We start from the raw sequence: 14,442 nt of genomic DNA on the forward strand, positions 1-14,442 counted from the left end.
TGTTTTATTTTTTCTAGCTGCAAAATTATAAAAAAGAAATTATTTTATACTTTTACACCCATTTTTAATTTATCTATTATGAAAAAGATTGTTTTAGTAGTGTTCTTAGTAACATTACTTAGTAGCTGTGAAGCTATTTTTGTGGATAATATTTCTGACGATACCGTAGAAGTATTGGCCCCTGTAAACGAAACAGTAATGGCAGCGGGAACTATTACTTTTTCTTGGAAAGCTTTAGAAGGAGCAGAAGCTTATAAAGTTAGAATTGCAACTCCCAACTTTTTAAATGCAACACAAATAGTTGCTGATACTTTGGTAACAAAAACTTCATTTACGAACATATTAGAAGCAGGTGAATACGAATGGGTTGTTTATGGAGTAAACTCAGAATACCAATCACTTGAAGAAATATATAGCTTAACTTTAAATTAATTGACATTGAGAAAGAATATGTTAGTAGTAGCGGCATTATTAGTATGCGCTACGTTGTTTGGTCAAATTAAAAGTTCCCGAATACAATTATTAGAAAAACAATTAGATAGTTTACAACAAGTTGCTATTCCTCAATTATCAGAAAAAGTAACGATTAGTAAGGTAAGTATGGACTTTGCTACGATATTTAGTTCTATATCGGAGCTGGTGAATATCAATTTTATTACTGATCCTAATTTAAAAAGTAAAATTGTTAGTTATAACTTTGAGAATGTTACAGTAAAAGATTTACTACTGCATATTTGTGAAAAATTTAATTTAGAAATTAATTCTACAGGCGCTATTTTATCTGTGCATAATTATGTTGAGCCTACACCTATTAAGGAAAAGAAAGAGCTTAATGTTACTTATGATAAGCTTAATGATTTATTCAGTATTGATGTAAAAAACGACACTTTATCACAAGTTTTTAAAAAAATAACAGAAGTTACAGGTCAAAATTTGTTGTTTGGTGTTGATATGGGAGATAAAAAAATTACCAGTTTTATCAAAAAAATGCCCTTTGAAGGAGCTATTGAAAAAATGGCTTTTACTAACAATTTAGAAGTAATAAAAACTAAAGATGGTTATTATTTGTTTCAGCAGCTAGAAGGTGATGAAACGGTGGCATCAAATGGAGTCAGGGGAAATGATAAAGAAAGAAAATCAATTCGTAAAAGAAGATACAGAACATCAAACTTTTATTTTAAAGTAAAAGACTCTATTAATAAAATTCTAGAAGTTGATTTTGAAAATGAAGATGTTGGTGCTATCATAAAAGATATAAGTAATGAATTAAATATTGATTTATATACAGATACAAATTTATCAAATCTAAAGAAGTTAACTTTTAAAACTAGAAATATAACTTTTGATGAGTTATTAACTAAAATTTTACAAGATGAGGATAACTTAACTTACAAAAAGGAAAATAATATTTATTATTTCACAAATGGAGATAAAGCTGCTACTAAGAGTTATGTAATAGTACCTTTAATGCACCGTTCTATAGAAATCATGTCTACACCAATTGGTGCAAAAAGAAATGACTATGACTATAATTCACTATTTAACTCGTCAAGTGGCACTAGCTCTCAGTTAACGAATGGAAGTTCAGGTGTGGGGAGTAATGGATATTCTACAAATGGTTCTCCAAATGATAGAGATAGAAGAAGGCAGACTTTACCACAAACTTCAGCCCCCTTAGATAACAAAATAAATACATTACAAGCTTTTTCAGATATTATTCCTGAGGAATTTAAAGATGAGGGTAAAAAGTGGAATATTAAAATTGATCCTGAATTAAATAGCTTTATTGTAGCAGGTGATCCTGAAAAAATTAAAAGATTTCAAAAGTTTATTAAAAAAATAGATAAGCCTGTACCTGTTATTTTAATAGAGGTAATGATTATTGAAGTAAACAAAACAGCTACAGTTAATACAGGAGTAGAGCTAGGTTTAGGAAGTGAACCTGTAAATGACTCCGGGACGTTATTTCCTTCTACCGGAGTAACTTTAGGAGCAACAACCTTAAATAAAGTTATTGGTGGATTTGATGGCTTCGGGTCTTTAAATATTGGTAAAGTAGTGCCTAATTTTTATGCGAAAATTCAGGCTATGGAAACCAATGGAAATATCAAAATTAGATCTACTCCTAAACTATCTACATTAAATGGTCATGAAGCAGTTTTGTCTAACGGAGAAAGATCGTATTATGCAGTTGTACGCAGAGATATAATTGGTTCACAAAATCCACAAACTACCGAAATACGTAATTATGTGCCAATTGATGCAGATTTATCGATTTCGATAAAACCTATGGTTGCCGGAGACGATCAAATAACGATGAGTATTAATGTGTTACAGTCTAGTTTTAATGAGGCAAACAGAATAGATAGTGAAGCACCTCCAGGTATTAATTCTAGAGAGTTTAACTCGATTATCAGAGTAAAAAATCAAGATGTAGTTATTTTAGGAGGTTTAGAAGAGAAATTGAAAAATGATTCAGGTTCAGGAGTGCCTTTTTTAGCAAGAATTCCAATTATTAAGTGGTTTTTTAGTAAGAAAACAAGAATTGATTCTAAGAAGAAACTATCTGTGTTAATCAAACCAACTATTATCCGTTAATAATGAAAGACCGTTTGTTTTTTGGGAATACATTTTGTGCGGTTGAACATTCGTTTGATAGTGATGGTAATGAAGAATTTCATTGTTTGCAGTTATTTAAGCAAAAGAATGAACTAGTTTTAAAGAATTCAGAAAGCTTTAATAGCTTAGAAAATTTATTTTCATACCTAAAAGAAATTAAACAGGAACATTTGGTATTGGTAGTAAATAATAACCAAGTACTATCGAAATCAATTCCATTTGTTGAGCCCAATAAAGAGTTGGTTTTTAAAAATGCATACCCAACACTTGTAAAAAGTAATTTTTATGCTCAAGTTTCCTATTCCAATACAGATTCTTTTATCTCAATAGTTAGAAACGATTATGTTGAAAAATTAGTAAAAGAATACCAATCAAAAGCTATTGATGTTTTAGATGTAGTGTTAGGGAGTTTATCTGTTACCAATATTTCTGATGTAATTGAAGAGACTGAAGTTTATACTTCTAACGCGGAGGTTACTCTTTTAGATGAACAAATTCATTTAATTAAGAATAAAAGTTTTAATGATGCAACTTATACTATTAATGGATTGAAAATTCAAAGTTCTTATGTGTTATCATTAGGAGCTATTGTGAGTTTTTATTTGCAAAAAGCTATCTTTTTTTCGGAAAATAATGTAACTCAGTTCAAAGAAAAGAAGACCTTTAATTTAGGCTATAAACTCGTTCTAGGAGTTATTTTTCTTATGGTTCTTGTTAATTTTCTTTTTTTTAGTAGTTACAACAAAGAGGTTGCTAAACTACGAGAACAATTAGAAATAAAAACAGGAGCAAAACTACGATTAAAAGAGATATCAGTAAGTTTAGAAAAAAAACGAAAACTTCTTTCAGAGTTGCAAAATTCAAGTTTATTCTCAGTTTCTAAATATGCTGACCAAATTGTAGAAGAAATACCCAATTCAGTTGTCCTTTCCGAAATTAATTATCAACCAATTGAAGGAACAATTCGAAAAGAAAAAGAAGTTAAGTTTAAAGTAAAAGAAATTGAAATAAAGGGAGTTTTAAATAATTATAATGAGTTTACCAGTTGGATTGATAAAATTGAACAAAAAAAATGGGTGAACCAATTGTTAGAACTTTCTACAGAGAAAGATAAAAGAAAAAAGAATTCAAGCTTTCATGTTTTAATTCGTGTGAAATAATGAGTTATAAGAGAAAAAATGTCCTGCTTTTAATTGGTTTTATACTATCTATACCGTTACTGTATTATACTACATTTAAAAGCACCATAGATTTAAAAAACACCTACGCTAAATTATTGAAAGAGAAGATCGAAACTGATAATATAACTTCAAGAACTTTAGCTTTCAAGTACGAAGGAAAATATATAGATTCAATATTAGCTAAAGAAAACATCTTTGTCGACAATTCTTTTCAACAAATTTTACTAAAAAAAATCAACGGTTATAAAGAATCATCTAAAATAGAAATTATAGAGTTTAATAATCCTATTGAAGTATTGGATAATTCGATAAAGTCTCAGTTATATCCAATTACAATTAAAGGAGATTTTAATTCGTTGCTTCAATTTTTAAATTATTTTGAGCAAGAAGGTTTAGGGGAAATTAAATCATACAGTTTTAAAAAGAAAAAAGATTACGCTAGAAGAAGTGAATATTTAGTTTTGGAGTTATTGCTGAAAAAAGTTATTTCAAATTAATAATACCTTTTTCAAATCGCTATAAAAATTAAAAAACAGCTAAGAAAATAAGGGTGACATTTTTAACATTGTGTAACACAATAATTAAAACTAAAAATGTATATATTGGTGCCCGAGGAAAAAATAATAGTTATTTATAAATTGCTAAAATTCAATTAATCTTATGAAAAAATTAATGTTGAGCATTATTTTAATGCTTGTATGTTCTGTGGGGTATAGTCAGCTCACAGGAGAAGATGGTAGTGGTGGTTCTGGTTCCAGTGGAAGTGGACAAACATCACAAGGTAACTTTTTACCAGAAGTCGTTCCTCCATCACCAGAGGCAGCTGCATTGTCAAGATTTACAGAAGTTCCTGTATCTCATTATTCTGGGTTAGCGAATGTATCGATTCCAATTCACACAATTGCTACAAAAGGAATACAAATTCCAATTAGTTTAAGTTATCATGGCCGTGGAGTAAAAGTATCAGAAATAGCACCAAGAACAGGAATGGGCTGGTCTCTAACTTACGGAGGTGATATTTCTAGACAAGTAAGAGGAAATGCGGATGATGTTGGAACCGTAAATGGAACCGCTTATTTAGGAAACGCTTCGGACTTTATAAATGTTCCTCAGAGTTTTACAGCTAGGGAAAACTTTTTTTCAAGGGAAAGTGTTGTTAGGAATTATGATTATTATCCAGATCAGTTTACATTTAGTGGCGGAGGTACCAGTGGGAAGTTTGTATTTGATTACGAAACCTTAAAGCCAGTTGTACAAAGTTTTGGAGATGTTAAGGTAATTGAAGAAAGAGAAGTTGAAAGTACAGGGGAAAAAGGTAAAATAATAGCCTTTAAAATGATTGATGCCTCTGGAAATACATTTTACTACGGGATTTCAAAAGATCGCCAAAGAAAAGCTAGGGATTTACAGTTTTCATCAATAGGAACCTCATATTATTTAAATAACGCTGTTAGAGATGGTTCATCGGGTACGGTTCAATATTATAGTTCTTGGAAGTTATTAGATATTGAAACGCCTTATGGAGAGTTAATCAGCTATCATTATGAAAAAGAACGAATTGTTCGACATGAAAAGTCCTATGATAAACACGATTTAGGTTTAGGCACAAGTACGAATTTAGGAGATATGGACAACATATTGACCATTAGTTCAAAAGTAAATAGAGTTGACGAGGAAGTCTGGCAGCTAAGTAAAATAACCTATAATCAAGGTAGTATTGTTTTGGTTAAAGAAACAAATGTGAGACAAGATTATGAAGGGTTCGCATTGGATAAAATAGCAATATTTGATCAAAACAACACTAAAGTAAAAGCTTTTGATTTAAACTACAAGTATACAACTAGTACCGATTATTCAAATGTACTACCTCAACTAACACAATTAGAAATGTTTCCTAAATCTTTAAAGCGAATGTTTTTAAGTAGTATTGAAGAGGAAGGAAATAACGGAGCAAAATTACCCCCTTATAAGTTTACTTATAATTCTACAGTGTTACCAAGTAGGTTTTCTAGTCGTCAAGATTATTGGGGCTACTATAATGGAGCAGAGAATAATGGTCCTTTTTTACGGTTATTTGAATATGGACATTATAAACCTAATAGGAGAGTACATTTAGAAAATTCAAAAGCGGGAATTCTAGAACAGATTAAATATCCCACAGGAGGAATAACTAAGTTTACTTATGAGCATAATACGGGAGCCCCCCCTTCTTTTATTAACGAGGTAGTTACCCCTGCTATTAATCCAGAATCTGAGGTAGGAGTAAAAATAGAGTTAACAAAGAGTGATTTCTATGATAGTTCTACCGGAACTTATAAAGTATTAAATTATGATTTACCAGCAGGAGTAAATATAACTTATAAACTAGAGTGTTTTCATTTAAGAGATGCTAATGGAGACCCAAATATTCCTGATTGTATTTTTCAAGTCTTGAAGGATGGTTATGAAATGGAAATAGGTAAAGAAGTTAGCTTTAAATTATGTCAAGGAAGTGAAAGAGTTAGCTTCCAGACTTTAGTCCCAAGGCATCCTAGTGTCCCGATAGATTTACATTTAAACCCTGATTATGACTTTAAATTGACAATTTCTTATGATCAACCAATACCTTTATTATACTCTAGTGGTAAGAGAATAAAAAAGATAGAGTATATAACAGAAAATGATACTCGACTTAAAGAATTTGATTATACCAAAGGAGGAAATGATACAGGTATTGTAATTGGCTTACCTTCTTATTTACTTATTGATAAGTATAATAGTTTTAATTCTTGCTCTAATGTAATAGCAGCTTATTTTGATCAAACAAGCGCTTTTAGTTCTTATCAGCCTAATAGTATAGGGTACTCGTTTGTTACAGAATATAACGGGACAAAAAATAATAATGATGGTAAAATAGAATATTACTTTACAAATTTACCTGATGGAGGAGGAGATTATTATGAATTCCCATACCATCCACCAACAGATAATGAATGGTTACGAGGGAAAAATGTGAATACATTAACATACAGTAACAATCCAAGTAAAGGATATACTTTAGAAAAAGAAGTGATTACAAATTATTTATATGGAGATCGTTTTTATGGATTTAACGCAGTTGGAGGAACATTAACTTATCCTGATTTTAAGTTTAACCCTCCAGCCGAATATTTAGGTTGGAGAGAAGAGAAGGTATCATTAGGTAAAGTAAGTAACAGTAGAACTTTATTTAAATTACCTTTGTTTATGTATAAAAGAAGAGAAGATTATTTAGATCAGGAAACGGCCGGTCTTCGTGTTTATTATTTAACAGGAGGTACGGTTAATTTACATAGTACTACAGAGCGTAATTATTTCGATGGTAAAGTTTTAGAGAGTGAAACCAAGTATTTTTATGATTACCCTAAACACTATCAGTTACAGCGTACTGAAATTACCGATAGTAAAGGAGATGTATATAAAACTGAAAATGGTTTTGATCCAATTTTAATGAATGCAAACCGTATGCAACCGGTTACGACCACTTCTTATAAGAATACTACAAAACTAGGAGTTCAACATACGGAATATGCTGTTGATACTGAGAGTGGAATTCTCCTTCCTAAGAAAATTCAAACAAGTAAAGGAAATCAGACTTTTGTTGAAGACAGAGCTATTTTCCATAGTTATGATCGCTCAGGAAATCCTGTAGAAGTCAGCAAGAAAGATGGTTCTAAAATCTACTATGTTTGGGGATATGATAAAACCCAACCTATTGCTAAAATTGAAGGGTACTCTTCTATAAGTACTGCACAGCAATCTGCTATCGATGCTGCTATAGCTTCTTCTAATAATGATATTGATACTACGAGTGAAAACAGTTTACGTTCTAGTTTAACTGCATTACGCAATGCTTTTCCAGAGGCTCAAGTTACCACTTATACTTATGACCCATTAATTGGTATAACCAGTATAACCGACCCACGAGGAGAGGTGATGTATTATGAGTACGATGAGTTTAACAGGTTACGATTTGTTAAAAACACACAAGGACAGATTTTAAAAGAGCACACGTACAACTATAAAAATTAAGATGAAAATGAAAAAGTTAGTATTTATACTTTTAGTGTTACCATTTGTGATGTACGCACAAAGCACTAATGAGAATCATGTAGTTACCAAAGTATATAAAAAAGCTACTACAAGTCCAGTTGTTGGACATAACAAAGATGAAGTAATGACCAGTGTTCAATATTTTGACGGACTTGGTCGTTTAAAACAATCGGTTGCAGTAAATGCTGGAGGAAATACGGTTTCTAACAATGCCATTCCAATTGATTGGACAGAAAATGCAACTGCTACAGATTTTTATAATCGTAATGGGGCATCTGATGAGAATAAAATAGTAAGTGGTACAACTCCATTTGGAAGTACTGATTTATTATGGGAATGTGCTCCTAATGGTAATTACTATTCTGACGGAGGATGGAATACGGACTATTTTACCATTGATAACACTAAAACCTATCGTTATTCTGTTTGGGTAAAACGCACAGGGAGTCAAGATGGTAGAACGTATCATGGAACCCGAAATGTAGATAAGTTAAACGGAACCGAAGACGGTAACCCATATTTTTGGAATGGAGATTTACCACAATTAAATACTTGGTATTTGATGGTGGGTGTAATTCACCCACATACTTACAGAGGTTCAGATACAGAAGTAAGTGGTGTTTATGATACAAACGGTAATAAGGTTCTCGATGGTCAAGAGTTTAGATGGAGAGAAAGCATTACCACTACACAACTGAGAAGTTATTTATATTATACTTATGACACAAGTGTCCGCCAATATTTTTGGAGTCCATTATTTCAAGAAATAGATGGAGGCGAATTACCTTTAGAGGATGTTTTTACTGAAAACGCACCTGTTATCGCTCAAGAAAACATTAAAGATATTGTTTCTCATGTAGAGTATGATAACTTAGGTAGAATGACTAAAGAGTATTTACCAGTTACTAATGGAAGTGGAGATGCAAACATTAGAACGGAGAATATGGCTACAGCAACGCAGGATTATTATGCTCGTAAGTATGCAAAAGACTTTGCAGGAGCAACATTATTATCTGAGATCAATGCGTATTCAGAAAAAGCCTATGATTATTCTCCACTAAATAGAGTAACAGAACAAGCTGCTCCTGGTTTGGATTGGAAGCTTGGAGGAGGACACGAAATTAAGTTTGATTACGATGTAAATGATGCTACTGATGAAGTAAAAATCTACACGGTAACGACAAGTTTTGCTAATAATACCTACACACCAACTTTACAAGGAGGTACGGTTTCTTATCCCGAAGGAGCATTATCGAAAACAGTTACGAAGGACGAGAATTGGAAATCTGATCAAACACATATTAACGACCATACTACGGAAGAGTTTAAAAACAAAAGCGGACAAGTAGTTTTAAAACGCACCTATAACCAAAATCAAAAGCATGATACGTATTATGTATATGATGATTTTGGAAACTTAACGTATGTAATTCCACCAAAAGCAGAAGGAACAGTTGCAAAACCAACTACAACTAAGTTAAGTGAATTATGCTATCAATATGTGTATGATTACCGAAACCGTTTGGTAGAAAAGAAAATACCTGGAAAGGGTTGGGAATATATAGTATATGATAAGTTAGATCGTCCTGCATTAACACAGGATGCGAATTTGAAGGCAAAAAACCAATGGTTGTTTACCAAATACGATCAATTAGGAAGAGTGGCATATACAGGAATACAGAATCATACAGTTAGTAGAATAACATTACAAGGTTATGCAACGAATGGTAGTTATGCACAATGGGAAACAAGACAAAGCTCTCCATTAAATGTATCAGGTTCAAATGTGTATTATACCAGTTCAGCTATTCCAGTAACACTTACTGATTTATACACCATTAATTATTACGATACTTATGAAGATTTACCATCAAGCTTTGTAGCACCAACTACAGTTTATGGCCAAAATATTACAACTAATACCAAAGGCTTAGCTACGGTTTCTAAAACTAGAGTTTTAACAACTAGAAGTTGGATTACTACGATTACATATTATGATGCAAAGGCACGTCCAATTTATGTGTATAGTACTAATCCATATTTAGGAACTGTAGATATCGTAGAAAGTAAATTAGATGATTTTACAGGGAAAGTCTTAGAAACGAAAACAACACATACCAAAACAGGTAAAGATCCTATAGTAACCATTGATCGTTTTGAGTATGACCACATGGACAGACTCATAAGCCAAAACCAACAGATTAATGGTCAAATCTCGGAACGTATTGTAAAGAACAACTACGATGATTTAGGGCAATTGGAAAGTAAAATTTTAGGTAATGGAACTAAAGTTGGTTACAAAGATGTTACAAGTGGTTTAGCAATAGCAGATAATACTATTACAAAAACAAGTACCGTTAATGGATGGAATGTTGGTTTAGCAACTCAAGGAAGTTTTAATGCTGATGGTTATGTAGAGTATATTGCTCCTCAGTATGATAAAGATTTTATGGTTGGTTTATCTAATACGAATAACGATGCTTCTTTTAGTTCAATCCGTTTTGCACTTTATAATGTCGGAAATGGATATATACATGTATATGAATGGGGAACGTATAAAGGTAATTTTGGTAGATATTATGAAGGAGATATTTTTAGAGTAGAACGTATAGGTGATCAAATTCAATATAAGCGTAATGGAGAAACTTTTTATACTTCAACTTCTAGGTCATCTGGCACTTTAATTGGAGATGTTTCTATTCAAACTTATAATGCTAAAATCAAAGATTTTAAAATTGTAGACAACAGCAAAGGTTTACAAAAAGTAGATTACAACTACAATGTACGTGGATGGTTAACAAATATTAACGAAGATGTGTCAAATGACAATGATTTGTTTAACTTTAGCATACAATACAACGACCCAAGTGTGGAGCTAAACAAGCGTTTATATAATGGTAATATTGCCCAAACAAGTTGGCAAACATTAAATGAGAATACAAGTAAAAAGACGTATACTTATTCTTATGACGCATTAAATAGAATACTATCTGCTACTGGAGATTTTAGTTCATATTATGATGTATCTGGAATTAGTTATGATAAGAACGGTAATATTTTAAACTTGTCAAGACAAGGTCATGTAGTAGAAAATCCAGATATTACAAATGCTGCTGATTTTGGTTTAATGGATAACTTAAAGTATACCTATAATAACAACAATACTGGTAATAGATTAATAAAAGTTGAAGAATTATCAGGAGGTAATACAACTTATGGTTTTAAAGATGGAGCAAATTTAGCTACAGAATATACTTACGATGCTAATGGGAATATGACATCTGATGCTAATAAGGGAATTACAAATATAGAGTACAACCATTTAAACTTACCAACTAAAGTAACTATAAACGGTAAGAATATTGACTATATTTATGATGCATCTGGTATAAAACTACAAAAGAAAGTTTGGGAATTTGGAGACCCTGTTGTAACTGATTATGCAGGTAATCATATTTATGAAACACCAGCAGGAAGAGGAGCGCAACCTACATTACAATTCTTTAACCACGCAGAAGGTTACGTAAAAGCAGATGTCACATCGAGCGGAGTCGAGATGAATTATGTTTACCAATACAAAGACCATTTAGGAAACATCCGTTTATCGTATACCGATAACAATGGTGATGGAGTAATTACAGCAAGTACAGAAATCATTGAAGAAAAAAATTACTATCCATTTGGGCTGCAACATAAGGGGTATAATTTTGTTACAAATTCTTTAGGGAATTCCAAAGCAGAAATGTTCAGTTTTGGTGGTAAAGAACTAAACCAAGAGTTAGGATTAGAATGGCATGATTTCAATGCTAGAAATTATGATGCTAGTTTGGGTAGGTGGATGAATTTAGACCCACTTGCTGAAAAGTATTATAACATCTCTTCATTTGTGTATGCATTAAATACTCCTACTTTCTTTGTAGATCCTGATGGTCGAGAAGTTGATGTTACAGATTTGAAAAATGGAGGAACTAAAGAAGATTTATGGTTATTAATTAATTTAATGATGGAATTATCTAATATATCTGGTCAAAATATTTCTACAAGTACTGATAAAACAGGTAAAACAATATTAATATCAAGTGGATGTAAAGAGGGTAGTAAAAATACAAGTGAAAGTGCTAGTGCATTTATAGATCATTTACTAGCTCCTGGTGAAACAATTAAAGTTTTTAATAGTACAGGGAAAGGTTCACGTACTGAACCCCACCTGAATGAAATTCATCTTGACGCTGAACAGATTTATGGAATACAAACTGCACTAAAAAACGAAAAAATAGATAGTAGGACAGCTAGTACTGGTTTTGTATTTTTACACGAATCCGTGCATACATCTTATGGAACAAGTTATTTTGATAGTGATAAAGATGAAAAAGAAAAAGTAACTTTTAAAGGTGTAAAAGCTTTACCAGATCCAATTCATAGTGAAAAAGGCACAAAGACTGGTCCAACAGTTGATAGAATTAATATATTTAGACAAGAAATGAATTTACCTATAAGATACATTTATGGTGATAAAAAGGAATCTATATTTCTATTAATCGATGGTACGAAAAAGGAAATAAAACATACTAATCAAAGTATCCCAAAATAATTTTAGTAGGCATGAAAAAAATATTAATTCTATTATTTGTCTGTCTTTTATTAAATAACTGCACGAGAAATAAAAAAGTATTGGATTACAAGAAAATTGAAATGGTAGAAAAATCTATTCAAAGAATTCTAAAGTTGGAAACTAATAAAAAAGTTGAAAATTGTTATTTAGTAAACCCTAATATAAATATACTTTCTATTGAAGAATATTCAGAGCAAACAAAGACTTCTTTATTAAAGAAACTTGAATGGAATAAAGAAGATTTTAAAAAATTATCAAATGAATTGTATAGAAAACATCATGGGGTATATTATCAACAATTAGCTAACTTGTCAAATTGTAAATCAAGTTATTCTGTTATTACGATTTCTTGCCTAAATGATGAGTTTTTATTAATTAAGCTTGAAGATACTTACGGAAAAACAGCATTGGATAGTCTTAAATCTGGATTTAAAATACCCGTGAGTCAAGCTAAGTTATATTCATTTATTTTCAATGAAAGGGGTGAGATTTTACATGACTCTCAAGACATAATTTTTTATAATTAAAAACTAAGTGTTCCCCCCCCGCTACTGCCAGTTTGTAACTGGTGGCGAGTATGAGTAAGTAATTAGAAATATACTATTATATACAACCACGTTATTTTTAAAAGTAGCGTGGTTTTTTTATTTTAGTATTGCTATGAGTAGAGATTATAAATTTCATAATAAACAAGGATTATACTTTGTTAGTTTTGCAACTGTGTATTGGATAGATGTATTTACACGCCAAAATTATTTTGATATACTAGTTGATAGTATAGAATATTGTAAAAAAGAACAAGGTTTACAATTGTTTGTATACTGTATTATGCCAAATCATATCCATTTTATTTTTCGTTCTTCCGAAGGAAAACCATCAGAATTATTAAGAGATTTTAAAAAGCACACTTCAAAAAAACTGATACAAGGGATAATAGATAATCCACAAGAAAGTAGAAAAGAATGGTTATTATGGATGTTCAAACGTGCGGGAAGCAAACAATCAAATATTCGAAACTATCAATTTTGGCAGCATCATAATAAACCTATAGAACTTTGGAGTAATAAAATCATTAAACAAAAGATAAATTATATTCATTTAAATCCAGTTGTAAGTGGTTTTGTTAGCAATCCAATAGATTGGAAATATTCAAGTGCTAGAAATTTTAGTGGAGATCATACAATATTAAGAACTGATGATTTGGGTTTTGCGATATCAATATAAATAAGATTAATAATTACCACCAGTTACAAACTGGCGGGATAGGGGGAACAATAAGAAGAAAAAATAAGAGTACGGATCTAACTAGTAATTTAAAAAGAACTAATTAATAATAAAAATGAAAAACCTTATCTCAAGAATAATTTTATTTGGACTTATATTTTTTGTTTATGAATATAAAATCACAACAAATTTATACAGTATAATTTCGTCTGTATTGATGATATTTGGAGTTTATATAACATACAAAGAAGATAGAGAGTCTAATATTTATAATATAGTATCTAATTATCTATTTTGGGTATTTCTTTCAATTACAGTTTTTACAATTAAACAGGAGAATGTTTTAAATTTATACAATATATTTGCACGACTTCTAGTAATAAAACTTATTCCTTTAATTATAACTTTTATTAAGTTCAAAAAAATTGAGGTGCCAAGTACTTTCTTAAGTAAGGTGTGGATATTTACTATTTTTCTGTATATGGTTGAATTATTATATAATTCAACCCATGGTTTAAAAAACTTATTTTATTATACTGGAATAATTTCTTCAATTGAACTTGTATTTATTCTTTTAAAAGTAAAAGAATGGAAACCAAAAATCAATTCGGTTGTAAGTCTTTTTAAACAATAAATAGAGAATAGTTTTTGTGAGATTTATTAATAGATAAGTTAAATATATCCAGATAGTGCGGATTTATAATCCGTGTAACATCAAAGCTTAATATTGTATAC

General features: G+C 30.8%; 9 protein-coding genes. All 9 read left to right on the top strand.

Features of this window, described 5'->3' with window-relative positions:
* The first annotated feature begins 78 nt into the window (after nt 1-78).
* The 9 genes from EV195_RS13920 to EV195_RS13960 all read left to right on the top strand — a co-directional run bounded on the left by EV195_RS13920 (nt 79) and on the right by EV195_RS13960 (nt 14,341).
* On the top strand, nt 79-432 hold the full coding sequence (locus EV195_RS13920; RefSeq protein WP_132795577.1) for a hypothetical protein: 354 nt from the start codon (nt 79-81) through the stop codon (nt 430-432).
* Between the two features lie 6 nt (nt 433-438).
* Entirely contained in the window at nt 439-2,598 is a 2,160-nt protein-coding gene (locus EV195_RS13925; RefSeq protein WP_243693129.1) for a type II secretion system protein GspD, read from the top strand.
* Nucleotides 2,599-2,600: 2 nt separating this feature from the next.
* Entirely contained in the window at nt 2,601-3,779 is a 1,179-nt protein-coding gene (locus tag EV195_RS13930) for a hypothetical protein (protein ID WP_132795578.1), read from the top strand.
* Entirely contained in the window at nt 3,779-4,297 is a 519-nt protein-coding gene (locus EV195_RS13935) for a hypothetical protein (RefSeq protein WP_132795579.1), read from the top strand. The genes EV195_RS13930 and EV195_RS13935 overlap by 1 nt, the downstream gene beginning before the upstream one ends.
* A 163-nt stretch (nt 4,298-4,460) precedes the next feature.
* Nucleotides 4,461-7,850 (top strand): RHS repeat domain-containing protein, encoded by a 3,390-nt coding sequence (locus EV195_RS13940; protein WP_132795580.1) that lies wholly within the window; start codon nt 4,461-4,463, stop codon nt 7,848-7,850.
* Nucleotides 7,851-7,857: 7 nt separating this feature from the next.
* Entirely contained in the window at nt 7,858-12,462 is a 4,605-nt protein-coding gene (locus tag EV195_RS13945; RefSeq protein ID WP_165915745.1) for a DUF6443 domain-containing protein, read from the top strand.
* A gap of 11 nt (nt 12,463-12,473) precedes the next feature.
* Nucleotides 12,474-13,010 carry a hypothetical protein gene (locus EV195_RS13950; protein WP_132795582.1) on the top strand — a complete coding sequence of 179 codons (537 nt, stop codon included), beginning with the start codon at nt 12,474-12,476 and terminating at the stop codon, nt 13,008-13,010.
* A gap of 133 nt (nt 13,011-13,143) precedes the next feature.
* Nucleotides 13,144-13,707 carry an REP-associated tyrosine transposase gene (locus EV195_RS13955; RefSeq protein ID WP_132795583.1) on the top strand — a complete coding sequence of 188 codons (564 nt, stop codon included), beginning with the start codon at nt 13,144-13,146 and terminating at the stop codon, nt 13,705-13,707.
* 115 nt (nt 13,708-13,822) lie between these two features.
* Nucleotides 13,823-14,341, top strand: coding sequence for a hypothetical protein (locus EV195_RS13960; RefSeq protein WP_132795584.1), 519 nt, complete (start codon nt 13,823-13,825; stop codon nt 14,339-14,341).
* Nucleotides 14,342-14,442 lie beyond the last annotated feature (101 nt).

It is taken from the genome of Tenacibaculum skagerrakense (genome assembly GCF_004345825.1).
GTDB lineage: Bacteria > Bacteroidota > Bacteroidia > Flavobacteriales > Flavobacteriaceae > Polaribacter > Polaribacter skagerrakensis.